The sequence below is a fragment of the Bacillus sp. JZ105 genome, assembly GCF_053903125.1.
On sequence record NZ_CP096387.1, the window covers coordinates 2,329,522 to 2,355,301 of the forward strand.

At 41.3% G+C, this 25,780-nt stretch carries 27 protein-coding genes; 3 read left to right on the plus strand and 24 right to left on the minus strand.

From position 1 onward, the window contains the following. Positions 1 to 54: 54 nt before the first annotated feature. The 4 genes from M1D81_RS11895 to M1D81_RS11910 form a co-directional block, all read right to left on the minus strand. Positions 55 to 483, minus strand: a complete 429-nt coding sequence (locus tag M1D81_RS11895) for a Fur family transcriptional regulator (RefSeq protein WP_456266797.1) — start codon at positions 481 to 483, stop codon at positions 55 to 57. Beyond that, complete coding sequence (locus M1D81_RS11900; protein WP_263905425.1) at positions 461 to 1,321, minus strand: metal ABC transporter permease; 861 nt, start codon at positions 1,319 to 1,321, stop codon at positions 461 to 463. The genes M1D81_RS11895 and M1D81_RS11900 overlap by 23 nt, the downstream gene beginning before the upstream one ends. Beyond that, positions 1,321 to 2,097, minus strand: coding sequence for a metal ABC transporter ATP-binding protein (locus M1D81_RS11905; protein ID WP_024423006.1), 777 nt, complete (start codon positions 2,095 to 2,097; stop codon positions 1,321 to 1,323). The genes M1D81_RS11900 and M1D81_RS11905 overlap by 1 nt, the downstream gene beginning before the upstream one ends. 135 nt (positions 2,098 to 2,232) lie before the next feature. Beyond that, entirely contained in the window at positions 2,233 to 3,114 is an 882-nt protein-coding gene (locus M1D81_RS11910; protein WP_024427967.1) for a YitT family protein, read from the minus strand. Positions 3,115 to 3,254: 140 nt separating this feature from the next. Here M1D81_RS11910 and M1D81_RS11915 point away from each other — a divergent pair, with 140 nt between their 5' ends. Continuing rightward, complete coding sequence (locus M1D81_RS11915) at positions 3,255 to 3,509, plus strand: DUF2624 domain-containing protein (RefSeq protein WP_456266796.1); 255 nt, start codon at positions 3,255 to 3,257, stop codon at positions 3,507 to 3,509. 48 nt (positions 3,510 to 3,557) lie between these two features. Here the strand turns inward: M1D81_RS11915 and M1D81_RS11920 are convergent, their stop codons facing one another. Beyond that, positions 3,558 to 4,451: a deoxyribonuclease IV gene (locus M1D81_RS11920; protein ID WP_024427965.1), complete on the minus strand. Its 894-nt coding sequence runs from the start codon at positions 4,449 to 4,451 to the stop codon at positions 3,558 to 3,560. 9 nt (positions 4,452 to 4,460) lie between these two features. After that, the gene (locus M1D81_RS11925) at positions 4,461 to 5,780 is read right to left on the minus strand and encodes a DEAD/DEAH box helicase (RefSeq protein WP_024423009.1); all 1,320 of its coding nucleotides are present in this window, start codon (positions 5,778 to 5,780) and stop codon (positions 4,461 to 4,463) included. A 155-nt stretch (positions 5,781 to 5,935) separates the two neighbouring features. Here M1D81_RS11925 and vrrA point away from each other — a divergent pair, with 155 nt between their 5' ends. Beyond that, complete coding sequence (gene vrrA, locus M1D81_RS11930) at positions 5,936 to 6,628, plus strand: VrrA/YqfQ family protein (protein ID WP_456266795.1); 693 nt, start codon at positions 5,936 to 5,938, stop codon at positions 6,626 to 6,628. A 157-nt stretch (positions 6,629 to 6,785) separates the two neighbouring features. Beyond that, positions 6,786 to 7,730: a 4-hydroxy-3-methylbut-2-enyl diphosphate reductase gene (locus tag M1D81_RS11935; protein ID WP_456266794.1), complete on the plus strand. Its 945-nt coding sequence runs from the start codon at positions 6,786 to 6,788 to the stop codon at positions 7,728 to 7,730. A 37-nt stretch (positions 7,731 to 7,767) separates the two neighbouring features. Here M1D81_RS11935 and M1D81_RS11940 read toward each other — a convergent pair whose 3' ends face one another. The 18 genes from M1D81_RS11940 to M1D81_RS12025 form a co-directional block, all read right to left on the minus strand. Next, positions 7,768 to 8,889, minus strand: a complete 1,122-nt coding sequence (locus M1D81_RS11940; RefSeq protein WP_172881351.1) for a Nif3-like dinuclear metal center hexameric protein — start codon at positions 8,887 to 8,889, stop codon at positions 7,768 to 7,770. After that, positions 8,882 to 9,598 (minus strand): tRNA (adenine(22)-N(1))-methyltransferase, encoded by a 717-nt coding sequence (locus tag M1D81_RS11945; protein WP_456266793.1) that lies wholly within the window; start codon positions 9,596 to 9,598, stop codon positions 8,882 to 8,884. Before M1D81_RS11945 ends, M1D81_RS11940 begins: the two co-directional genes overlap by 8 nt. Positions 9,599 to 9,718: 120 nt before the next feature. Continuing rightward, entirely contained in the window at positions 9,719 to 10,078 is a 360-nt protein-coding gene (gene cccA, locus M1D81_RS11950) for a cytochrome c550 (RefSeq protein WP_024423014.1), read from the minus strand. A 301-nt stretch (positions 10,079 to 10,379) separates the two neighbouring features. Next, a complete protein-coding gene (rpoD, locus tag M1D81_RS11955) occupies positions 10,380 to 11,501 on the minus strand; it encodes an RNA polymerase sigma factor RpoD (protein ID WP_008342392.1) in 1,122 nt (373 codons plus the stop codon). Between the two features lie 206 nt (positions 11,502 to 11,707). Next, positions 11,708 to 13,537 (minus strand): DNA primase, encoded by a 1,830-nt coding sequence (gene dnaG / locus M1D81_RS11960; protein WP_456266792.1) that lies wholly within the window; start codon positions 13,535 to 13,537, stop codon positions 11,708 to 11,710. A 33-nt stretch (positions 13,538 to 13,570) separates the two neighbouring features. Beyond that, positions 13,571 to 14,071: a YaiI/YqxD family protein gene (locus M1D81_RS11965; protein ID WP_456266791.1), complete on the minus strand. Its 501-nt coding sequence runs from the start codon at positions 14,069 to 14,071 to the stop codon at positions 13,571 to 13,573. A gap of 261 nt (positions 14,072 to 14,332) precedes the next feature. Continuing rightward, on the minus strand, positions 14,333 to 15,154 hold the full coding sequence (locus tag M1D81_RS11970; RefSeq protein WP_008342399.1) for a pyruvate, water dikinase regulatory protein: 822 nt from the start codon (positions 15,152 to 15,154) through the stop codon (positions 14,333 to 14,335). A gap of 25 nt (positions 15,155 to 15,179) precedes the next feature. After that, complete coding sequence (locus M1D81_RS11975) at positions 15,180 to 15,818, minus strand: helix-turn-helix transcriptional regulator (protein ID WP_024423017.1); 639 nt, start codon at positions 15,816 to 15,818, stop codon at positions 15,180 to 15,182. 167 nt (positions 15,819 to 15,985) lie between these two features. Further along, the gene (glyS, locus tag M1D81_RS11980; RefSeq protein ID WP_456266790.1) at positions 15,986 to 18,031 is read right to left on the minus strand and encodes a glycine--tRNA ligase subunit beta; all 2,046 of its coding nucleotides are present in this window, start codon (positions 18,029 to 18,031) and stop codon (positions 15,986 to 15,988) included. Beyond that, the gene (gene glyQ, locus M1D81_RS11985; protein ID WP_012010611.1) at positions 18,024 to 18,911 is read right to left on the minus strand and encodes a glycine--tRNA ligase subunit alpha; all 888 of its coding nucleotides are present in this window, start codon (positions 18,909 to 18,911) and stop codon (positions 18,024 to 18,026) included. Before glyQ ends, glyS begins: the two co-directional genes overlap by 8 nt. 329 nt (positions 18,912 to 19,240) lie before the next feature. Next, on the minus strand, positions 19,241 to 20,011 hold the full coding sequence (gene recO / locus M1D81_RS11990) for a DNA repair protein RecO (RefSeq protein WP_456266789.1): 771 nt from the start codon (positions 20,009 to 20,011) through the stop codon (positions 19,241 to 19,243). 35 nt (positions 20,012 to 20,046) lie between these two features. Next, positions 20,047 to 20,190, minus strand: coding sequence for a YqzL family protein (locus tag M1D81_RS11995; protein WP_003217288.1), 144 nt, complete (start codon positions 20,188 to 20,190; stop codon positions 20,047 to 20,049). A 148-nt stretch (positions 20,191 to 20,338) separates the two neighbouring features. Continuing rightward, complete coding sequence (gene era / locus M1D81_RS12000) at positions 20,339 to 21,244, minus strand: GTPase Era (RefSeq protein ID WP_007501305.1); 906 nt, start codon at positions 21,242 to 21,244, stop codon at positions 20,339 to 20,341. Continuing rightward, entirely contained in the window at positions 21,237 to 21,635 is a 399-nt protein-coding gene (locus tag M1D81_RS12005) for a cytidine deaminase (protein ID WP_008356263.1), read from the minus strand. Before M1D81_RS12005 ends, era begins: the two co-directional genes overlap by 8 nt. Positions 21,636 to 21,748: 113 nt before the next feature. Further along, a complete protein-coding gene (locus M1D81_RS12010; protein WP_024423020.1) occupies positions 21,749 to 22,135 on the minus strand; it encodes a diacylglycerol kinase family protein in 387 nt (128 codons plus the stop codon). After that, complete coding sequence (gene ybeY / locus M1D81_RS12015; RefSeq protein WP_024423021.1) at positions 22,113 to 22,592, minus strand: rRNA maturation RNase YbeY; 480 nt, start codon at positions 22,590 to 22,592, stop codon at positions 22,113 to 22,115. The genes M1D81_RS12010 and ybeY overlap by 23 nt, the downstream gene beginning before the upstream one ends. Further along, positions 22,593 to 24,704, minus strand: a complete 2,112-nt coding sequence (locus tag M1D81_RS12020) for an HD family phosphohydrolase (RefSeq protein WP_456267124.1) — start codon at positions 24,702 to 24,704, stop codon at positions 22,593 to 22,595. A 114-nt stretch (positions 24,705 to 24,818) separates the two neighbouring features. Beyond that, entirely contained in the window at positions 24,819 to 25,778 is a 960-nt protein-coding gene (locus M1D81_RS12025; RefSeq protein ID WP_024423023.1) for a PhoH family protein, read from the minus strand. Between the last annotated feature and the right edge of the window lie 2 nt (positions 25,779 to 25,780).

Below are 25,780 nucleotides of genomic sequence, written 5' to 3' on the forward strand. Positions count from 1 at the left end.
TGTAAAACGTTTTCAAAAGACAAAACAAAAAAGCCAGCTCCATGGCTGGCTTTTTCATGAGTGAACTTCTTTCGGTTCGCAGGTAGGACAAGTTCCATATATTTCAAATTTATGCCCGCTAATATGATAATCCTTTAAATCGGCGTCGAGCTTGTCCATAGGGCAGGCATCGATCTCTTTTGTTTTTCCGCATGTAAGACAAATAAAGTGATGGTGATGATGGGAAAATGAACATTTAAAACGGAATAGTTTCTCCCCTGACAATTCTGTTGTTTCTAATATTCCAAGGTCTTCATATAGTGACAAGTTTCGATAAATCGTATCAAAGCTGAGACCCGGGTAATCTTCACTTAGTGCCGTCAGCACATTTTTAGCGGTCAAGTATTTATCAGAATCAGAAAACAATTGAAGCATATCTTCACGTTTGCTTGTATATTTGTAGCCTTTTTCCTTTAATAAATCAAGCGCTTCTTGTACGTTCATGTTGATTCCCCCTTCTGAATTTCCCAATACTAATACATCCGATTAAAATCAAGATCGACAGCATCACAATGGTTCCGCCTGGCGCTAAATCAAGATAATAGCTTAAAATCAATCCGGCCAATACAGACAATTCACCAAACAAGATCGAAAGGAAAATCGCCTGTTTGAATCCTTTGGCAATGCGGATACTTGCCGCAACAGGAAGCGTCATGAGCGCTGACACAAGCAGTGTACCGACGATACGCATCGATGCCGCAATGACAAGTGCAACGACTAAGATAAAAATAAAATGAATCCATTTTGCTGAAATACCAGAAGCCTTTGCATGCTCTTCATCAAAAGAAAGCAGAAACAATTCTTTATATAAAAGCACAACAACTAACACAACAACGAGTGAGATCCCCACAATAATCCAAAGATCAAGTCTTGAAACCGCGCTGACACTTCCGAATAAATAACTAAACAAATCTGTATTAAAGCCATTCGCTAGTGAAATGAAGATAACGGAGATCCCAATACCCCCTGATAAGATGATGGGAATGGCAAGTTCCTGATAATGTTTATACACGGAACGGAGGCGTTCAATAAACAATGAACCTGCCACAGAAAAAGCCATCCCTAAGTAGAGCGGGCTTACCCCTGTCAAAAGACCAAACTTTTTATCAAGAAATAGACTTGCGGCAATACCGGCAAGTGATACGTGACTGAGGGCATCTGCAATAAGCGAGAGCCTTCTTACGACAATAAATACACCAAGTAAGGGCGCAATAAAACCAATCAGTAACCCTGAGATAAACGCATTTTGTAAAAATTCATAATGAAAAAATGGAAATAGCATTATTCATGTCCCCCATGATGGTGATGGTCGTGATGAATCACTTGAATGTCATGCCCGTAAAATTGGGATAGCGCCTGATCATCCATTGAATCAAACGCTTCTGCATCCCCGTGGAAATGCAGTGTCTGATTTAAACAAGCCACATGGGTGACTTTATCGGAAACGGTGCCAACGTCGTGTGTGACGAGAATTAAAGACATTCCTTTTTCTTTGTTCAATGTTTCGAGCAGCTGATAAAAGCCTTCTACTGTCCTCTGGTCAACCCCAACCGTAGGCTCATCCAAAATGAGCAGCTTCGGCTGACTGACAAGCGCACGGGCAATAAATGCACGCTGCTGCTGCCCGCCAGAAAGCTCACCGATGTTTTGATGCTTTAAATCTTGTATGCCAACTGAGCGAATGGCATCTTCCACTTGCCATTTATCCTGTTTGCTCATTCGTTTAAACAAACCAATTTTTGCGGTCAGTCCGCTTGCGACGACCTCATATACAGAAGCAGGGAAACCTGTATTAAAGCTATTCGCTTTTTGAGAAACAAATCCAATTTGATCCCAGTCTCTAAATTTTGAAACAGGCGTGCCAAACAGCTTTAATTCACCTTGCTGCGGTTTAATGAGCCCAAGCAGGCATTTTAATAAGGTTGTTTTACCAGAACCATTCGGTCCAACAAGTGCTAGAAAGTTTCCTTCCTCTACTGTTAAATGAATGTGATCAATGACATTTCGCTGTCCATACGAGTACGAAATGTCCTTCATTTCAATAATTGGCTTTGCCATGAATCTTTCCACCTTTAATCAATATAAAAAGAATGATTACGATTTATACAACAAAAAGAAAATGGCTTTTGCCATTTTCTCTGTCCATACATACATTTCATTATATAAAAGAAAGATAAAAAAGTAAAATAAAAGCTAATGAATGGCTGTTTTGAACTTACCGCCTTTTGTTTCATGCGTATCCATAATCGTAATAAATGCTTGGTCATCAATTTCAAATACAATGGATTTCAGCTTTGTAATTTCAAGCCTTGTGACAACGGCGTAGATGACATCTTTTTCTTCATCTGTATAGCCGCCTTTTCCTCTCAGCTTTGTCGTTCCCCTGCCGAGTCGATGAAGAATCGCATCTGAAATTTCATCATAATAGTCTGAGACGATAATGACAGCTTTTGTTTCATCAAGCCCTTGAATGACAGCATCAATTGTTTTCATTGCCAAATAATATGTCATGACAGAATACATAGCCTGCTCTGGTCCGAAAACAAAGCCCGCCCAAATAAAAATGAACACATTGACGATCATGACAAACTCACCGACGGAGAAAGGAATTTTTTTCGTCAGAAGAATTCCCAAGATCTCTGTTCCATCCATTGAACCTCCATTTCGGATGACAAGTCCAACACCAAACCCAAGTAATAGCCCGCCAAATACAGTGGCTAAGATCGGCTGTGTTGTAAATGCCTCCACATGATGAAGTGAAGATTCAATCACGGCTAAGCTGACAATCCCAATCACAGTGGAAATCAGAAAGGTTTTCCCAATATGTTTGTATCCTGATATCATAAATGGAATATTTAAAATGACAACAATCGTCGCAAAATTAATAAACGGGTTATCTGTAAAGAGATAATCCAAAATAAGCGAAATGCCGATGATGCCCCCATCAATAATATTGTTTGGCACTAAAAATAATTCAATGCTGACTGCTGCACATGCAGCTCCTACTAGAATCAGAAAAATTCTCAAAATAAAATGAGGCACCGATTCCTTTCTATGCTGTTTACTATTTGCCATACGTTCTCCCTTCTACACAAATTAAATTTTCACTGAACATTTTATCCACTTTACTATTTTATCATTTCAGAGAATAAAATAAAATTTTTTGCACATTTTCCGTTTTCGTCCATACATTGTTACAGAGGGGAGGAATGGAATTGATTTTAATTCAAAAAATTGTCCTGCAGCGGCTCAATCAGATCACAGCAAGTGATCTGTTAAGGTATGCGAAACAGTATGGCGTTAGTTTAACGTCTCATCAAGCTGCTGAGGTGGCCAAACTCATGAACGGGAAAAATATCAATATTTTTAATGACTCAGAGCGTCACCGGCTTCTTAAGCAAGTGGAAGCAATTACTTCTAAACAGACAGCACAAACTGTGAATGATTTGTTTAACCAGTTTACAAGTTAAGCAAAAAAGGGCCGCATTTAGCGGCACCTCAACATGTTGCATCCTTTTTTACTGACCCGTAATTTTATCTAGTAAGCCTTCATCAAATTGCTTTTCTTTCAGCATGGCAATTTCGAATTTGTAAGGTGGTTTTTTGTTCTTTTTATCTTCACCTACATAAGGCGTTTCTAGAATTTTCGGCACATCTTGAAGCTGCGGATGATGCACAATATAGCTCAGTGCATCGAAACCAATTTCACCAAAACCGATATTTTCATGTCGGTCTTTTCTTGCGCCTTGCACGTTTTTACTGTCATTAATATGAAGAACTTTGATTCGGTCAATACCAACAATTCGATCAAATTCTTCTAATACACCATCAAAGTCACTCACAATCGGATAACCAGCATCGTGCGTGTGACACGTATCAAAGCAGACAGAAAGAGCTTCGTTATGTGTCACTCCGTCGATAATTTGGGCAAGCTCTTCAAAGCTTCTTCCGCACTCTGATCCTTTTCCCGCCATTGTTTCAAGTGCAATTTGAACCTCTTGACCTTTCACAATGACTTCGTTTAAACCTTCAATGATTTTTTGAATCCCTGCCTCTGCCCCTGCTCCGACATGCGCACCCGGGTGGAGAACAATTTGTCTTGCTCCCAGCGCTTCCGTACGCTCAATCTCAGAGCGAAGAAAGTCTACACCAAGCTCAAATGTCGCTGGATTCACTGTATTTCCAATATTGATAATATACGGAGCATGCACGACGATATCCGTCATGCCATGCTCTTTCATATGCGCTTGTCCAGCTTCAATATTGAGGTCTTCAATTTTTTTACGGCGCGTATTTTGCGGTGCACCTGTATAAATCATAAACGTATTCGAACCATAAGAGGCAGCTTCCTCACTCGCTGCAAGAAGCATATGTTTTCCGCTCATGGATACATGTGAACCAATCTTTAACAATGTTTCCCCCTACTTTCCATTACGCTTTGACTTTCTACGTTCCTGTCTTTTGATTTTATCCATCTCACGTGTCATTTTCTTTTTATATCCAGGTTTGACGGCTTTCGGTTTTCTCACAAGACGTTTTGCTTTTTCTTCAATTTCATTTGGGGCTTTTTTACGTCTTTGACGCTTCAGACGGTCATCTGCATCTCGCCATTCGCCATGAACAATGGTTTTGTTTTCAAACACAACGCCCATTTTCTCAATTTGAATGAGTGCATCCTCATCAGCCAGCTCATAAATGGTCATGGCAATTCCAGATGAACCCGCACGAGCTGTTCTTCCAACGCGGTGCACATAAAAATCAAGATCAGATGGAAGTTCATAGTTAATCACGTGGCTGACGCCTTTAATGTCAATCCCGCGAGCTGCAAGATCAGATGCCACAATATAAGTGAACTCCAAATCTTCAATTTGTTTCATGACTTTTTTACGTTCGCGCGGCGTCAATCCGCCATGGAGCACACCGATTTTCATTCCTTTTTCTTGTAGGAACGATGCGATTTCATCAACAGTTGTTTTTGTATTGGCAAAAATGATCCCTAAATATGGCTGTACATTCGTCACCATTTCATGGAGCAATTTTAATTTATCACGCTGTTTAGACGGAACTAAAATATGCTGAATGTTTTCAGCTGTAATCCGTCTTGGTTCAACATGCGCATACTTTGGATTGTCCATATATTTTTTCAGGAAAGGCTTTAGTTTTTCTGGGATGGTTGCAGAGAACACAAGCATTTGCAGCTGTTCTGGCATTTGTGCACCAATACGGTCCACATCTTCTAAAAATCCCATATCCAGCATTAAATCAGCTTCATCAATAACAAGAGATGTCGCTTTGTAAACATTCAGCGCCTGCTCATGAATGAGGTCAGCAATACGTCCAGGTGTACCGACAACCAAATGCGGCTGGTTTTTTAGTTTTTGAATTGATTTCTGCTTGTCCGTTCCGCCAATGTAAAGCTTTGCTTTGATCTCTTCTTCTGGAGAAGCATTCTTTAAAATCGTTTGAGCTTCTTTGAAAATTTGATTGGCTAATTCTCTTGTAGGTGCAGTAATCACCACTTGTACCTGCTCTTTGCTTGGATCAATTGAATGAATCAGCGGCAGTAAGTACGCATGAGTTTTTCCTGTTCCGGTTTGTGACTGGCCGATCACGCTTTCTCCTTTTAAAACAGCAGGGATGATTCTTTTTTGAATATCAGTCGGCTCATAAAAGCCTAGTTCATGAATAGCATCTATAATAAAAGGCTTTAATTCATATGTCGTAAATTTCGTTTCTTTCATGTTTTCACTCCTTAAGGCAATGCCTTTTTGCTCATCTCCTCATTATAGCTGATTTTCAGTAAAAAAACCATGTCCGCTTTTCCTACAGGAAACCAATTGGTGCTTCCTTGCATAACCTATGAAGAGAAAGAGAATGCAGTAAGGGAGGTACAAGTATGTTAGGGCAAAGGCCTATGGGCGATTTTCAGCCGCGCCGTCCCTCACGCCGGCACCTTGGAAATGGCGGACAGCCCGGAATATTTCAAAGAGGGCAGCATCCTCCTATCCAGCAGCCTTTTCAAGGGCAGGGCAATCCATTTCAGCAAATGATGCCTCGCTCCCCGTCTGTAGAGGGAGGCGGTTTACCCGTTCCAGGAGGTGAGAGCCGTGCACTAGGCGGCGGAGCAGGAATTAAAGGCATGCTCTCTAAATTTCTTCCTGGCGCAGGAGGAGCAGGAGTCTCTGGAGGTGGGGCGGGATTACAAGGAATCCAGAGCTTCACAAATCCTGCGACCCTCTCAAGCATGTTAGGAAATGTTCAAAAAGTGCTCGGGATGGCGCAGCAATTTACGCCAATGATTCAGCAATACGGTCCTTTAGTAAGAAATTTGCCGGCGATGATTAAACTCTACAGCCAGCTTGGCAGTGCGGATGATGATGAAGAAAGTGCAAATGATGCTGATGCAGAATCAACGGAGACCAGCGCGGAAACAGAAGTGCACGAGGAAGAAGCACAAACTGACGAAATAGAAAAAAATGAAGAACCAGAAGACATCCTGGTCAAAAAAACAACACCTCACACATCACCTGCTCCTGAAGCAAAACCGAAAAAAAGATCTGGCAGCTCTGTTCCAAAACTATATGTCTAGTGGTCTTTTAACGGCGAAGTGTTCACTGCGTATAACAATCTTTGATATATACGCTTACTTTGGCTATAATGGAAGCAAGAGAATGATAAAAAGCCGTTTTTTACGGCTTTTTATATTGTTCTTCTCTAGCAGCACTTCCCTACAGGAGGACGAATAAATGAATGTAATTAAAATATCGCCGCGTGGCTATTGCTATGGCGTTGTGGATGCAATGGTCATTGCTAAAAATGCCGCACTTGATAAAAACTTGCCACGCCCAATTTATATATTAGGCATGATTGTGCACAACAAACATGTCACTGATGCCTTCGAGGAAGATGGTATTTTCACACTGGACGGACCAAACCGCTTAGACATTTTAAAGCAGGTTGAAAGTGGCACAGTCATTTTCACAGCTCACGGCGTTTCTCCTGAGGTTCGTCAAATCGCAGAAGAAAAAGGCCTTGTCGCCATTGATGCGACCTGTCCAGATGTAACGAAAACTCACGAACTCATTTCAGAGAAAACAGCCGATGGCTATGACATTATTTATATTGGGAAAAAGGGTCATCCTGAGCCAGAAGGAGCTGTCGGAGTAGCCCCTGACAACGTACACCTTGTCGAAACAGAAGCTGACATTGAGGCGCTCGATTTAACATCAGAAAAACTGCTCATCACGAACCAAACGACGATGTCTCAATGGGATGTCCACGATCTGATGGAGCTGATTAAAGAGAAATACCCTCACGTCGAGTATCATCAAGAAATTTGTCTTGCGACACAGGTGCGCCAGGAAGCGGTATCGCAGCAAGCTGGCCAAGCCGATTTAACCATTGTTGTCGGCGATCCAAAAAGTAATAACTCTAACCGTCTCGCACAAGTATCAATGGAGATTGCCGGAACGCAGGCTTACCGTATTGGCGACTTAAGTGAACTCAAGCTGGAGTGGCTGGAGGGCGTCAAAACCGTTGCCGTTACTGCTGGTGCTTCAACACCAACACCTATTACAAAGGAAGTCATTCGTTTCTTAGAAAACTATGAACCAGATGATGAAACAACTTGGAAGATTGAACGAACCGTTCCTCTTTCTAAAATTTTACCTCGCGTCAAAACAAAGAAATAAGAAAACGTCAGAGCGGATATGCTCTGACGTTTTTTGATTACATAAATTGAAATGGGTTTGTGTTTGATTCAGAAACAAAGAGCTGTACGTCATATTTTTTATCCGCACATAGCGATTGAAGCTTCGCCTTTACGCCCTCTTTCATAATCTTTTCAGCATAATGTCCTGGGTCCACAACGTTCAGCCCCAGCATCATGGCATCGTGCGCAACATGGAAATAAAGGTCTCCTGTCACATACACATCGGCACCCATTCTTTTCGCTTGATGGATATATTTATTTCCGTCTCCGCCAAGCACCGCCACTTTTTTCACAACAGCGTTTTGGTCTCCTACAAAACGAGCACCATTCACATCTAGCTTCGTTTTCACAAATTGTGTGAAATCTCTCAGTGTCATTGGCTCATTTAGCTCTCCAATACGGCCAAGACCTTTTTGAATAGGAGGAAGGTCTGTCGTGTGTACACTATAGGCGACTTCTTCATAAGGATGTGCTTTGATCATTTCACGAATCACTTGTTTTTCTATACTTGCTGGGAAAATGGTTTCAATCCGCACTTCTTTCACAAATTCTAATTGACCCGATTCACCAATAAACGGCTCAGCTTCTTCTGATGGCAGAAAGCTGCCTGTCCCTTCATTTGAAAACGCACAATGGCTGTAGTTGCCGATATGGCCGGCGCCCGCATTTCCTAAAGCTGTCCGGATGGCCTCTTCAAATTCCTCTGGGACATAGAGAGCAAGCTGTTTGATTGGATCTTCGTATGTCGGCACTAACACACTTGTTTCTTCCAGCTCTAAAGCCTCAGCAAGCAAGTCATTGACTCCCCCATCAGCTACGTCTAAATTCGTATGTGCCACATATACCGCAATATCATGTTTGATGCATTTTTCAATGATCCGTCCAGCCGGCTGATCCGTTGCTACATGTTTTAATGGTCGAAAAATCGGCGGATGGTGGGCAATAATAAGATCCACTTTTCGCTCGATCGCCTCATCTACTACATTCTCTAATACATCCAAGGTGATCATCACATTGGTTACTTTTTTATTTAATGTCCCAATCTGAAGACCAATTTTATCCCCTTCCATGGCGTATGCCTTTGGTGAAAATTGTTCAAACAATTGGATGATTTCATGCCCGTTTACTGTTTTAGCCAACAGTCAAAACCTCCTTTAGCATCTTTATTTTCGCATTCAGCTCTTCAAGGCGTTCTTTATTTTCTGCTGTCCGCGCCGCCTGCTGAATTTGACTTTCTATCTTCTCCATATGCTGAAGCTCTTGCATCCACTTGCGAAGGAAGACGTCATTTTGCTCTTTTGCAAGAAACGGGCCAACCAGCATGCCTGCTTCAAGTAACATCCCTTCATAAGCTTTATCTTTATCGCCTTTTTCTGCGATGATGATTTCGTATATTTTGCCGTCCTCTTCTAAAATGACTTCATCTATCAATTCATACCCCTCTTGATAAAGCCATAAACGAATATGGTGGGCATGGATATTCGGCTGAAGAATGAGCCGCTCATGGCCTGCGAGCTTATGCCTTCCTTCATTTAGAATGCTTGCGATAAGTGCCCCTCCCATACCTGCAATCGTCACTGCATTTACTTCGCCTTTTTCAATGACTTCAAGACCATTTCCTTTTCTGACCGATATCTGTTCATCTAATTCAAGTCTATGTACTTGCTGCTGCGCCGATTGGAGCGGTCCATTGGTAATTTCACCAGCAATGGCTTTCACTGCTTTTTGATGCAGAATCGCATAGCATGGCAAATAGGCATGGTCTGAGCCGATATCAGCGAAGACTGCCTCATCTGGTAAAAAGTCCGCGACTTTTTTTAATCGTTTCGATAAATTCATTTCATTCATACGTATCACTACTTTTCTTTAATGTTCATACTTGTCTATCTTATATAAATTATGGACTTTTTAAAAGTCGTTTTCAAATGAAAAAAGCTCTTCTTTTGAAAAAGAGCTTTTTGTATAAGATTATTTAATTTTAGACACCCATTCTGCCATTTCATCGAGCTTTTCATTTGGAATCAGCCCGCCTGGCATCCCGTTGCCGCCTTCTTGAATTTTCTTCTTAATGTCAGCTACTTCAAGCTTGTCTCCAACACCTTTTAATGCAGGACCTGCGCCGCCTTCATAGTTTTCCCCGTGACAGCTTATGCAGTTCTGCTTATACAATTCTTCTGGCGTTGCATTTGCTGTCTCTTCTTGCTTTTGCTCTTTGCCCCCTGAGGCAATTTTTTCTTCATCTTTCAGCCCCTTCATTGATAAGAAAAAAGTGAGTCCAATACCTAAAATGGCAATCAATAAAAATGGTATAAGTGGATTCCGTTTCATTTCTTTCATCCTCCCCTTTGTGAAAACCCCTTTGAGACTATGCAAACAATTCTAATTCTACTTTAATTTTACAAAAAGTAAACGAATTATGATACAAAACTTTGGTCAAGTTCACAGATTAGACAAAAATGATTCAAGATGAGAAATGAAGCCTTCAGCACATTTAGATGTATTTTTTATACATCTTTTCTCTAAGAACGTTGCAAATTCATTTGTTATTCAGTAAAATATAATCAGATTGAAAAAAGCGTTTTCATTTTTGATAAGAAAGAACGGATCTCTTTCAAGATCCGTCCGGTTTCTATTCTAAGAAGTCTTTTAATCGTTTACTTCTGCTTGGGTGTCTTAATTTACGAAGAGCTTTCGCTTCAATTTGTCTGATACGCTCTCTTGTTACGCCGAACACCTTTCCAACCTCTTCTAACGTGCGAGTTCTTCCGTCGTCTAGTCCGAAACGTAGTCTTAGCACATTTTCTTCACGGTCCGTCAGCGTGTCTAAAACATCTTCAAGCTGCTCTTTTAAAAGTTCGTACGCAGCGTGGTCAGATGGAGATGTCGCCTCTTGGTCTTCGATAAAATCACCAAGGTGCGAGTCATCTTCTTCACCAATAGGTGTTTCTAAAGATACAGGCTCTTGCGCAATTTTAAGAATCTCTCTTACCTTTTCTGGAGTTAAATCCATGTCTTCAGCAATTTCCTCAGGCGTTGGTTCTCTGCCTAGGTCTTGCAGAAGCTGTCTTTGAACACGGATCAATTTATTAATCGTTTCCACCATATGAACCGGGATCCGGATTGTTCTCGCCTGATCGGCAATCGCACGTGTGATCGCCTGTCTAATCCACCAAGTCGCATATGTTGAGAATTTATATCCTTTGCGGTAATCAAACTTCTCAACCGCCTTCATCAGACCCATGTTTCCTTCTTGAATCAAGTCAAGGAACAGCATACCACGACCGACATAGCGTTTCGCAATGCTGACCACGAGACGAAGGTTCGCTTCCGCTAATCTTCTTTTTGATTCCTCATCGCCCTCTTCGATCTTTTGAGCATACGTAATTTCTTCTTTAGCAGATAACAAATTGACGCGTCCGATTTCTTTTAAGTACATACGAACAGGATCATTGATTTTGACACCTGGTGGTACGCTTAAATCATTCAGGTCAAATTCTTCTTCTGCTTTAGCCAGCTGCTGAACATTTGGGTCTTCTGTCTCTTCGTTTTCACTAATGAGCTCTACACCCTGTTCGCCTAAGTATTCATAGTATTCATCCATTTGGTCTGATTCAATTTCAAAGCTAGACATACGCTCTGCAATTTCTTCGTATGTTAAAACGCCCCGTTTTTTACCCGTTTCAGTGAGCTTATCTCTCACCTGTTCAAAGGTTAATTCAGTTTCGGTTTCGTGGGCTTGTTTATCAGCCATTATGGATCCCTCCTTCCAAAGCTTGCAACGAATTCTAAAGTAACTTGCGATTTACTTCCGCCCTGCTTTTCTCTCTCTATCAAACAGATGACGAAGCAAATAGGAAATAAAATAAATAATGATGAAGGCAAGATGCTTGCGGTCTTATGCTCCTCCCGTAAAGGATTCATTGCCAGCCGTAAGTCCTGTCATTAATAATAGACGTATTACTTCAGCGAACGGTTCAACTGAATAATTTCTTTTGCAAGTGTTGCCGCTTTGAAGAAATCTTTTTGCCTCTCCGCTTCTGCACGTTCTAGTTCTTTTTCCTTTATCATTGACAAATTCCGATGATTCAACACTTTTTTTACATAATCACTTAATTCAGCTTCACTGAGTTCGTCTCCGACTTGAATCATCAATATATCCGTCAACAGCTGATTCATGACATCATCTTCTATCCGGTTCATCAGGTGCTGCGGCGTTGGTTCTTTGCCTTCTTCATATAAAGCATAAATGTACGTTGCCAGCGCCCTGTGCGAATCTATATTAAATTCAATCCCGATTCTGTCAAGTACTTTGCGGATCACGTCATCGCTTTTTAACATATGAGCAAGCAGCATTCGCTCTGCATTTTCATATGCCGGCCGCAGACGCTTTCTTCTCACTTGTGTTGACAGATGTGCACGCCGTTTTTCAAGCCCGTTTTCTTCCTGCGTGCTTTTGGTTTCTTGCCGCTGCTGTTTTTCAAACAGCTCCAGTTGTTCTTTTAATGAATCAAGTGAGATCGAAAACTCCCCAGCAAGCTGTTTCATGTAAATCTCTTGCTCCAAAGAGCCGTTTAACCGGCTGATTTCTCGGAGAACCTGCTTCATATAAGTAAGACGGTCTCCTTCGTCTGATAAGTTTTTTCCTCTTCGGAAAAAATTCATCTTAAACGTCATTAATGTCACACTTGCATCTATGATGTCATTCCTAAATTTCTCGCCGCCATATTTACGAATGTAATCATCTGGATCAAGTCCATCTGGTATCATGGCAACGCGAACTTTACATCCTCTTTTTCCAAGCAAATCTGATGCTTTCATGGTCGCTTCGTAGCCGGCCGTATCAGAGTCATAGCAAAGGATGATCTCTTCTACGTTCCGCCTGAGAAGCTTTACGTGCTCTTCTGTAAGAGACGTACCCATTGTTGCAACACTTTCACCGACACCTGATGTAACAGCTGAGATGACGTCTGCAAATCCTTCAAAAAGAACCGCCCGTTCGCGTTTGCGAATATGCATACGTGCGTCATGAAAGTGATAAAGCAGCTTACTTTTATGAAAAAGCGGCGTTTCAGGACTATTCATATATTTAGGCTGCTGATCACCAAGCGATCTTCCGGAAAAAGCGATGACCGTTCCATGATGATCATGAATGGGAAACATGACACGATCTCTAAAGCGGTCAAAAAAGCCTGTGCCGTTTTCACGTTGAATCAAAAGACCAGCCTTCTCCATCATCACAGGATCAAATCCTCGTTTTTCTAAAAACTTGGTCACGAAATCCCAAGAATCAAGAGCATACCCGATCTCAAACTTGGCAATTGTTTCATCCGTAAAGCCTCTGGACCGTAAATAATCGAGTGCGTTTTGACCTTCCTTTGTATTTACCAGCAAATGGTGGTAAAATTTCTTAAGAAGCTCATGGGCCTCAATCATTTTATGATCTGCAGTGTCCTCATGCTGAGATGAACTCATCTGAGCATTTGCCACCTGATCAGGCAGATCAATATGGTACTTATCAGCCACATGTGAAACGGCTTCAATAAATGAGTAGCCTTCCATTTGTCTGAGGAACGAAAACACATTGCCTCCCGCACCACAGCCAAAACAATGGAAGATTTGCTTATCTGCTGAAACAGAGAATGAAGGAGTATTTTCACCATGGAATGGACAAAGACCGAAGTAATTTCGACCTTGCTTTCTAAGCTGTACGTATTCTCCAATCACTTCGACAATGTCTGCGTTTTTTTGGATCTGCTCCAAAAGTTCATCTGGTATACGTTTGCTCATCCTAATAACACTCCGTCGTACATTATTCGCCTTTTAATTTAAAAATCCTTCATGATTCGACAGGATTTTTTGTAGTTGCGCTATAAATCGCTTCTTATCCTCTTCTAAAAGCTTTTTGGGACCTTTTCCGTATACACCTTTTCTTCGCTGTTTGCTGGAAACATGCCTGCGTTCCAAATCAAAATCAATTGTTTCGTTTGTGTACATTCGTCCTCTTTCAGACAGAACAATGACCTGTGCCGGAAGCAGTAAGGAGGCAAGACCAATATCTTGGGTGACGACAATATCATGTGCGGCAGCTGAGTTTGCAATGACTAAGTCCGCTGCTTCCTTATGTGTATCTACAAACCGCCAATCTTCAAGTGGAGATCTTTTGGTTTGAAAATGCTCATATGAAGCAATGAACGTCACTGGTACTTGAAATTGAGATGCGACAGAAAGGATTTCGTCTTTTACAGGACAAGCATCTGCATCGACATAAATCGTCCTCTCTTTTTTACGTTTATTCAGGTGACTAATTCTCCATCCCTCCACCTTATTCCTGCTTTAGAGTAGCAAAAAGACCATACTTTTCCCCTATAAAGCAATCAACAGTAAAACTCATTTTGTCGAAAAGTTATGTTCAGAATCACTTGACTTCTGCCAATATTAGTTTATTCGTTCTTGACTTAACTTAAACCTAAAATCAATCATTTTATCACAATTTTTTATTATAATACAAATGCAGCAAATATGCCATTGTTTTTGTTTACCCGTTTCCCACCATAGGAAAAACCCAGGAGGAGCATCCTGAGTTTATTCGGAACCTCTTTTGGTCAGCATTTGATGAATGACATTTGCCGTTTCCTCAACTGCTTTATTCGATACATCAACAACTTGACAGTTAATGCGGTCAACCACTTTTTCAAAATACTCTAGTTCCTCTTTAATCCGCTCAATGTTCGCATATATAGCGCGATCATTTAAACCAAGAGATTTTAAACGCTCTTTGCGAATATGATTTAGTTTGTCTGGACTAATTTTCAAACCGATACATTTCTTCGGATCTACTGAAAATAACTCTTCTGGCGGATCAACTTCAGGTACAATTGGAACGTTGGCTACCTTCAGCCGTTTATGTGCCAAATATTGAGATAATGGTGTCTTAGACGTGCGTGATACACCAATGAGTACAATATCAGCCTTTAGAATACCTCTTGGGTCTCTGCCGTCATCATATTTCACAGCGAACTCGATGGCTTCTACCTTTTTAAAATAGTCCTCATCTAATTGACGTACACGACCCGGTTCATGTTTCGCTTCATTTCCATATGCCGTCTCCATTTTATCAATGAGCGGACCGATGATGTCATAATAAACGACACCGTTTGCTTCTGCTTCCTCGATTAAGAATTGGCGCATTTCTGGCACAACAAGAGTAAAGCAGACGATCCCATTATCTGCTTTCGCCAGTGAAATGACTTCTTTAATCGTACCAACATCCTCTACATACGGGATTCTTCTAATATTTGAATGGTCTGATGAGCCGCCATCAAATTGGCTAAGTGCCGCTTTGACCACGAGCTCTGCCGTTTCTCCAACTGAATCTGATACCACAAAAATTACGCGATTACTCATAACATCCCCTCGCAGTCTTCTGTCATTAGATTATTTCGTTCTCCGATAAGCTGACAAGTATTTTCGTCATGTTTGTTTTCGTAATTCTTCCGACCACTTCAAAACCTTTATCCGTATCTTTTATCACAGGAAGTGCATCTATTTGCTTTTCAATCAAGTGCTTCGCCACATCCATAATGAAATCTTCCTTGCGGCAAACGGTGATGTTCGGCATTCTTGTCATAATAATATGGACAGGGATAGATGGAAGCTCCTGTTTCCCTATACTTGCACGAAGGAGGTCTTTTCTTGATAACACGCCTGTTAAAATAGAGTGATCGTCTACAACGAATAATGTGCCCACATCCTCTAAAAACATCGTACAAATCGCATCATAAACCGAAACATTCTCATGTATCACCACTGGAATGGATTGAAAGTCTTTCACTTGAAGTTTTTTCAGCTTATCTGCGAGAAGCTGCGTGCCTGTTTTTCCTGTGAAAAAGTAGCCGACCCTTGGTCTTGCTTCTAAAAAGCCTGACATTGTTAAAATGGCTAAATCCGGTCTGAGGGTCGCCCTTGTTAAGTTCAGCCGATCGGCGATATGCTCTCCAGTGATCGGACCATTCTCTTTGACAATCTGTAAAATCTGCTCTTGCCGTTTATTTAACTCGATTGTACTCACCACCTTTAAATAGAGAGAGCGAAATCTTTATTTTATGTATATCATTTTCATAACTCATCATATTATAGCGCATCTTTGTCCGAATGAAACAAAAATCCACTCAAAAACCGTGAATTAAATGAGTAAAAAACGATTGCCCTTCGGAAAAGGCAACCGTTCTTAGGTATTTATTTTACAATTAAATTGTTCATATTCGCAAATGATTGAATGACTTTGGCTAGTTTGACCATTTGTGCCAAACGATTTCGCTTCAGTTTTTCATCATCCGCATGAACCATTGTATGATCGAAATAATGAACAATCGGTGTTTTTAACGTATCCAGCGCCTCAAGTGCCAAGCTGTATTGTCCTGCTGCTACATGTTCCTTTACAGTTTTCTCTACTTGCTGATACGCCTCAAACAGCTTTTGCTCATGTTCATTTTCAAACAGTTCAGGCTGAATCTCTGCGTCTTCCCCTTTTTTACTGATTGAAATGACGCGACCCAATGCTTCAGCCGTTTCTTTGAAGCTTTCTTGTTTCACACTCTCTTCAAGAGCAGCTGCTTTTTTGACGGCTGCATATGGCTCAATATTTTCAACATCCAGCACTGCATCAACAACATCATGGCGGATATGCTCTGCTTGAAGAACATATTTTAAACGATGCGTTAAAAATTCAATCAGAGCAGCTTCATGTTCTGCCTTTACTTGAGCAAGTGCTAACAGCTCTTTAAATGAAATATTCCAATGACGGTCGAGCAGGATTTGAACGATACCGCTCGCTTGTCTTCTAAGTCCATAAGGGTCTTGAGAACCCGTTGGGATCACATCAATTGAGAAGAATGAACAAATAGAATCAAGCTTATCTGCTACTGCCACAATCGCACCAATCAAAGTGGATGGCGCCTCGTCACCAGCAAAGCGCGGCATATAGTGCTCGTTGATGCTTCTTGCTACTTCTTCATGTTCACCAAGAGCTCTTGCATATTTCTCACCCATGATTCCTTGTAATTCTGGGAATTCATAGACCATTTGAGTCACAAGGTCAAACTTCGAAATACTTGCTGCTCTCGCCACACGTTTAGTGGTTTCGTCATCTGCTCCGACATGCGCCGCTAGACGGGTTGCAATGTCTGTCACTCTCTTCAGCTTGTCGCCGATTGTTCCAAGTTTCTCATGGAATACCACTTTATCAAGCTTTTTAATATTGTCTTCAATCACTAGTTTTTCGTCTTCTTTATAGAAGAATGCAGCATCTGATAAACGCGCACGAAGTACTTTTTCGTTCCCTCTTGCGACATTTTCCAGCGCCTCACTGTTTCCATTTCTGACTGTAATAAAGTGCGGCAATAATTCCCCTTGCTCATTTTTCACAGGGAAGTAGCGCTGATGCTCTTTCATTGTCGTCACCAATACTTCTTCCGGCAATGCAAGAAACTCTTCTTCAAAGGAACCAGACAGCACAGTTGGATATTCTACAAGATCGTTCACTTCTTCTAAAAGTTCAGGATCAACAGGAATGACCCAGCCTTTTTCTGTAGATAGCGCATCTAGCTGTTCAGTAATGAATTGTTTTCTTTTCTCTGAGTCTGCAATCACAAATTGATCGCGCAATGTTTGTTCATAGGAAGCAGGTGTGTCAATGCTGGCTGTTGTTCCAAGGAAGCGGTGTCCTCTTGTCTCACGGCCGCTTTTCACCCCAGCAATTTCAACAGGTACAATCTCTTTTCCAAATAAACAAACAATCCATTTAATCGGACGGATATAGCGTAAATCCTCGCTTCCCCATCTCATGTTCTTTGGAAAGCTTAATGAAGCGGCGATCTCACCTAACGCTGGCAGAAGGTCTTTGACTTGCTTTCCTTCTTGAAATTTTTGGACATGGACATAATCCACTCCTTTGATCTCTTTGAAATAGAGATCATCTGTTGAAGCACCTTGTCCTCTTGCAAAGCCTTCAGCTGCTTTTGTCCAATTGCCTTCAGCATCTTGGGCAATTTTTTTAGCCGGGCCTTTTGCTTCTTCTTTGATGTCTTCTTGTTTTTCTGCGACACCTTTCACAAGTACAGCAAGACGTCTAGGTGAGTTAAATAAAGCAGTCTCTTCGAATGAAATATTTTGCGTTTCAAACCATGCTTTTACTTTCTCACCCAGCTGTTTTGTGCTCTCTGGCATGAAACGAGCCGGCATCTCTTCTAAGCCGATTTCAAGTAATACATCTTGTTTATTCATGAGAAGCCGCCTCCTCTTTTAGCATAGGGAATCCCAGTTTTTCGCGTTCTTCATAATAGGTTTTGGCTACTTTTCTTGCTAACTGACGCACTCTTCCGATATAGCCAGTTCGCTCAGTCACAGAAATAGCACCCTTTGCATCGAGCAGGTTAAACGTATGAGAGCATTTGAGGACATAATCGTATGCCGGGTGAACAAGCCCTTTGTCCATTTGGCTATGTGCTTCTTTCTCATAGGTTGTAAATAGCTCGAACAGCATGTCAGTATTAGATGTTTCAAATGTATAAACAGAGTGCTCGTATTCAGCCATTAAGAATAAATCTCTGACCGTAAATCCGTCTGTCCATTCAAGATCGAAGACATTTTCTTTGTCCTGGATGTAAGAAGCAAGACGTTCAATACCGTATGTGATTTCAACAGAAACAGGCTTACATTCTAAGCCGCCGACTTGTTGGAAATACGTGAACTGCGTAATTTCCATGCCATCAAGCCATACTTCCCAGCCAAGTCCTGCACAGCCAAGAGATGGATTTTCCCAGTTGTCTTCCACAAAACGAATATCATGTTTCAGCGGGTCAATGCCAAGTGCCTTCAATGATTCAAGATATAGCTCTTGAATATTGTCAGGTGATGGCTTAATGATCACTTGAAATTGGTGATGCTGATACAATCTATTTGGGTTTTCTCCATATCTGCCATCAGCCGGGCGTCTTGAAGGCTCTACATATGCTACCTTCCACGGCTCAGGGCCGATGCTTCTCAGGAAGGTGTATGGACTCATCGTTCCGGCACCTTTTTCTGTGTCATACGCCTGCATTAATACGCAGCCTTCATTTGACCAATGCTTTTGCAGCGTCAAAATCATGTCTTGAATATTCAATGATCGCACCTCCGTCTTTTCTACACCAACCGCTATGTATGGCGGGTGGGATTAGAACCTTGTAAGAGAACACAAAAACTCCCGTCTCTATGCTCGCAAGGTTCTTGCAAACATAGGGACGAGAGTTTTTTCCCGCGGTTCCACCCTATTTGCTGGTGTCGTAGCACCCAGCCGCTTTGTTTTACGTTGCTCAAGAATGCCTTTCGTTACGCCTCCATCCTTAGCTCACACCGCCCTAAGGTCGCTTTTATGGATTTTACGTAAGTACTTCTTTCTGTCAATGCAACATATTTTATCTTAGATGATCTTACAAAAAGTCATGGGAGATGTCAACTTTTGTTTTCGTCACCCATTAGCTTTTTCATGGATTCCATCTGATTCATGAATTTTTTTGATTTTAAATAGAGGCCGGAATATTCGTCATAGTAGTGATCAAGCACTTGACGAATTTCTTGTTTCGTCTGCTGCTTCACATCAACCTGACCAAGCCTTGATAAATCAAAATAATGAAACAAACGGAGCAGCCTTGCAGCTGCAGGGGATAAGGGCAGTTTATATGGATCTTTCGAAAAACAATTTTGGCAAATGAAGCCGTTATCTCTTATCGAGAAATGGAACTGCCCTTCTTTTTGACCACAGTGCACACATTGATCAAGTTCAGGTTTCATCCCCATCACTGATAACATTTTGACCTCTACGATAAATAAAATAATATCAGCATCTGTGCCTTCGTTGAGATGACGCAGAGATTGAAGCAGAAGCTCAAACAAATAAGGGTTTGGCTTTTTTTCGTCTGTCCCTTTATCCATCAATTCCGTCATATATGCGGCATATGCGGTCAGAAATAAGTCTTCCCGAATGGTCCGCATACTTTCAATCATTTCGCCTTGCTGGAGCGTTCCAAGTCCTGTTGATGATTGGATAAGAAAAGTGCCGTATAAAAACGGTTGGCTTATGGCTGACAGGCGGCTGTTTGATTTTTTAGCGCCTCTTGCCATCACGCCAATTTTTCCATGTTCTCTAGTGAGCAGCGTGACAATTTTGTTTGTTTCGCCATAATCTGTTGTTCTAAGGACGATTCCTTCACTTTTAATGAGCATTTGTCTACACTCCGAGCACTGGAGGGGGTCAAGAATTATAAGATTGGAAAATCAAATCGTGCTATTTCTTCTTCAAGTACATCGGGTCTTTCCAGGTTCTCCTTTTCTAACTCTTTGAAAAGCAGATACGTGTCAACGCTTCCTGTTTGTGAAAATACGTTCCATGTAAAATTCAACATAAAAACCCCACCTTTCTTTATTAGAAGCAGCAACGCTACATCCAACATATTAATTTTATCTTGACCAGGCTACCTCCATTTCATGATAAACAATTTTTACTAATCGAACCGCACCATTGTCAGATTTGCTGACAAATGCAGCGATTTTTTAATATTCGTCTTCTCTAAATCCGAAGTCACGCAGGTGAGTGGATTTATTACGCCAGTCCTTCTGAACTTTGACCCAAAGCTCTAAATACACTTTTGAGCCTAGAAGTGCTTCAATATCTCTGCGCGCTTTTTGTCCCACTTCTTTTAACAAGCTGCCTCGTTTACCAATGACGATCCCTTTTTGCGAATCTCGTTCTACGACAATGGTCGCCGCGACATGGATCTTGCCATTTTCATCTGGCTTAATCGATTCAATCGCAACCGCAATACTGTGCGGAATCTCTTCTCTCGTTAAATGCAGCACTTTTTCACGAATTAATTCAGAAATAATAAACCGTTCTGGATGATCTGTTACTTGATCTGCCGGATAAAATTGAGGGCCCTCTGGAAGATAACCTTCAATCTGCTGAAGAAGCGTGTCGATATTGTTTCCTTCAAGAGCTGAAATGGGCACAATTTCCTTGAATGGATAACGTGTGCGGTATTCATCAATTAAAAGGAACAGTTCATCTGGATGAATTTGGTCAATTTTATTGACGACTAAAAACACCGGTGTAGATGTTTGCTTTAGTCGTTCAATGATGAATTCATCACCTTTGCCATAGCCTTCCTGTGCGTTGATCATAAACAAGATCAGGTCGACTTCCTTCAGTGTATTTTGAGCCACCCTCATCATAAAATCACCAAGCTTATGCTTAGGTTTATGAATCCCCGGTGTATCGATAAAGATCGTTTGTGATGTGTTTGTTGTCAGAACACCTTGCACTTTGTTTCGCGTCGTTTGGGGCTTATCGCTCATGATGGCGATCTTTTGTCCAATGACACGATTAAGAAAAGTTGATTTCCCTACATTTGGTCTTCCAATAATTGATACAAATCCTGATTTGAAGCTTTCGTTAGTCATTTAAATCCTCCGGTGAAAATGCGCCTGGCAATAGTTCGTTTACTGTTGTTTCGTATATATGTCCTTTTAAGTTCGTTAGAATCACTGGCATATCAGGTGCACATAGCTCTGAAATGACCTGTCTGCATGCGCCGCACGGCGAAACAGGACGGTCTGTATCAGCCACCACTGCTAACATTTGAAAAGATGTAATGCCTTCTGAATAGGCTTTAAAAAGTGCTGTTCTTTCCGCACAATTACACATACCATATGCTGCATTTTCAATGTTGCAGCCGCCATACACTTTTCCATCATTCGACAGTAATGCTGCACCGACTTTGAATTTAGAATAGGGTACATATGCAAAATCTCTTGCTTTGATTGCTTCTGAAATCAACTCTTGTTTGTTCATTCCTAGTTCCCACTTTCAGAAGAAATGGTACCACTGTCACATTTATATTTTACATAATTCACGTGACATTTTCACGCCCATTTCTAAAAATGTTAATAAATAGTAATATTGTTCTATTGCATGATCTTCGGTAAGAAGATGATCAACCCAATCATAACCGAAATCGCGGCGTAAACGCAAACAGCGCCTGCCGCAGCGTCCTTCGCTCTCTCTGCAAGCGGGTGTCTTTCTTCTGTCATCAGATCCACTGTATGTTCAATGGCTGTATTGACAAGTTCAAGCGCAAACATCCCCCCGCAAAGAAGAAGAACGATCAGCCATTCAAATGGGTCAATGCGGAACCAAAAGCCGCAGATCACCACGATGATGGCTGCGACTGTGTGAAATCGAAAATTCCGTTCATTCAAGAAAGTTCGCCATATTCCTCTAAATGCATAGTAAAAACTCCGAAAAAAACGGGCGAGCGGCCTTCTTTTCTTACGATGATCTCGAAAGGCCATAATCATCCAAGATTTTTGTCTGTTTGGCGAACATTTCTTTTTCATCTTCCTCTGTCATATGATCGTACCCGAGCAAATGGAGGAAGCCATGAATCGTTAAGAATCCAAGCTCTCTCATAAAGGAATGTCCATATTCCTCTGCCTGCTCTTTCGTTCGATCCACACTAATGATAATGTCACCAAGTACAGGCGGGATATCATCCGCTCCTATAATTTCAATCTCCCCTTCTCCTTCTTCCTCAAGTGCAAAGGAGATCACATCCGTTGGTGCGTCTTTTCCGCGGTATTCTTTATTGATTTGATGAATCTCTTCATTCGAAACGATCGTCACTGACACTTCCGCTTGATCCTTGACCTCAAGTTCGTCTGCAGCAAACTGAAGAAGCTTTTCCACTTCTTCAAGCTGCTCTTTTGATACTTGTCCTGTTTCATCTATTAAATCGATTAACAATGTCATTTACTTCACCTTCTGCTTCGGGGCATCTGGATATTCAATCCGAGAATGGAAAATCCCCTTTAATGTTGTACAAATCGTTTGGCTGATAATATTTAATTCTTTAAATGTGAGGTCACATTCACTAAATTGCCCGTCCTGCATTTTATCTGAAATAATGCCTTTGACAAGCTTTTCAATCCGTTCTGGATTTGGATTATGCATGGAACGAACCGCCGCTTCAACGCTGTCAGCCACAGAAATAATCGCTGCTTCTTTTGATTGCGGCTTTGGACCAGGGTAACGGAATTCTTCTTCTGTCACCTGATCATCACGCTCTTTTGCCTTATAGTAAAAGAACTTTAAAAGAGACTTCCCGTGATGCTGTTCGGCGATGTCGACAAGTTCTTCAGGAAACTTCTTTTCTCTCAGCATATCAGCGCCATCTGTCGTATGGGCAATAATAATATTTTTACTCAGCTGAGGAGAAAGCTTGTCATGCGGATTATCAATGTTCATTTGGTTTTCGATAAAGTATTGCGGTCTTTTCGTTTTCCCAATGTCATGATAATAAGCGCCGACCCTTGCTAAAAGACCATTTGCGCCGACTGCTTCACATGCGGCATCCGCTAAATTCGCTACCATGACACTATGATGATATGTACCTGGTGTCTCGGTTAAAATCTTTTTGAGCAGCGGATGATTTGGATTGGATAATTCAATCAGTTTCATTGTCGAAAGAATACCAAACATGCTCTCAAAAACAGGCATTAACCCAATGACCAAGATAGATGATGCAAACCCTGACACAATCGCCATAATGAGGTTCACACCAATTTCAAGCCCTGATGGTGAAGAGTTTTGGATCAGTGTAATAGATAAAACCACAAGTACATTCACCAAAGCCACCAAAAGCCCAGCCTGCAATATTTTTGATCTTGCATTATGTTTTCTTAAAAATAAAATACCCGCCATCCCGCTCATTAGATAATAAGCGCAGATCACATAGTTAAAGACGCCGGTTACTCCTTGATTAAACATCATGCTGCCGCAAAGAGCAAATACAAGACCGGAGAAGATCGCTAACCGCTCATTAATGAGCAGCTTGATCAGCATCGTGCCAAGTGCCACTGGCACGACATAGCCTATCGTCGTATACTTCGTTTCCTGGAAGAGGCTGAACACTTCCATGATAATTAATATAATCGTGAAAATCAGCGAGTAAAGCAGTAATGACTTATTCTTATGGACAAGCGATTTTTTCCTTGATTCAAGGGAATGAATAATCGCTGCTAAGAAAAGTCCAATTAATATGAGAAGACCACTGACAGGCTTAAATAAATTTGAGCTGTTTAACAGACCCGTCAGTTCTAATTTGCGATAAACTTCCCGGTCGATGAGCTCTCCTTCTTCAACTAAGATTTGCCCCTGCTTAATTTGCACAGGCTGAATATTGTCAGCCGCTTCCTGTCTTTTCTTTTCTGTTGCCACTGGGTCAAATACATAGTTTGGAATGATCGCAAATTCACCGATTTCTGTCGCTGCATTTAAGTATTTTGATGGAATTGAATTGTTTTTAAGCTCTGTTTTGACTTGTTTTTTCTCATCTTGTAATTTCGCTGCTGTGATTTCTTTACTCATCAGTGAATTCACCACTGTGATGATGGAATCTTTAGTAAATGAGAGATTTTCATCACTTGCCTGAAGCAGTGCTTTGATGGATTGATCCGAAACAGCCTCCTGCATATCTGTTGTGAGCTTTTCTTTGACACGCTTGACCATTTCTTGATCTGATGGCGCGTTCTCTTTATCATCAGCTGCTTTCTTCTCTTCTTTAATGGCTTCAAAGAGGGATGAGATGAGGTCTACGCGATTATCAGAATACGCTTTTTTGAGCGTATATTGATCTTCTACCTGATCTGTTGCTTCTTGTTTCTTTTCTTCTGTCGCTTCTTGATCATCAACGGTTGACGGAGAATAGATGGTCTGTTCGCTCACTGAAAATAAATCTAAGTCGAGCGATTCAGGCTTTACATGGAAGAAGAGCACCACGAATAAAATAGCTGCTAAACCAGCGTACAGCAAAACATTTAAATAACGTGAGCGCTCCATTTTCTGAGGTTCTTTTTTAGACAGCAGTCTTTTGCGCTTACTGCCTTTTTGATTCTTTCTCAAGGAAAGTACCTCCTTTTTTACTTTAAACCACGATCGAAACAAAATGACCCGATGAAGACGATCGGGTCACTCAGTTCATTTTTGCTTTTCGTATGCGCCAATGATCTTCGCCACAAGCGGGTGTCTGACCACATCTGTCTGGTCTAATTCAATAAATGAGATGCCCTTGATCTCTGCAAGCATGTCCTTTGCAGCCGCAAGACCTGACTGCATGCCCTTTGGCAGATCAATCTGTGTAATATCTCCTGTAATGACCATTTTAGAGCCAAACCCAAGTCTCGTCAAAAACATTTTCATTTGGGCAGGTGTTGTATTCTGCGCTTCATCTAAAATCACAAATGCATCATCAAGCGTCCGGCCTCTCATATAGGCAAGAGGCGCTATTTCAATCACGCCGCGCTCGATTAAACGTTCTGTATGATCACTGCCAAGCACATCATGCAGGGCATCATATAGTGGTCTTAAATAAGGATCTACTTTTTCCTTTAGATCACCTGGTAAAAAGCCAAGGCTCTCCCCTGCTTCAACAGCTGGTCTTGTCAGGATAATCCGTTTTACATGTCCATTTTTCAGTGAATGTACCGCATTGACGACTGCCAAATACGTCTTCCCTGTACCAGCAGGTCCAATCCCAAAGACCAGGTCATCTTTTTTCATCGCCGCAGCATATTCACGCTGGCCGATTGTTTTCACCCTGATCGATTTTCCTTTGGCATTTTTCGTAATTTCATCTTCATACATATTTTCAAAATAATTCAGCTTGTTTTTTTGCGCCATTTTAATGGCATAGACGACATCTCGTTCAGATATCTCAATTCCTTTACGGATGAGATGTAAAAGAGATGTGATCAAACGGCTGACTGTATCTCTTGATGCTTCCTCACCAGAAACATACACTTTTTCTCCACGCGTAATAATGGAGACGTTCAGCTCGTTTTCCATTAGTTTCAGATAAGCATCTTGATTGCCAAATAAAGCAATCGCTTCGTTTGGGCTATCCAATTTTTGTTGAATCTCAAGTAAATGTTCTGTCATTC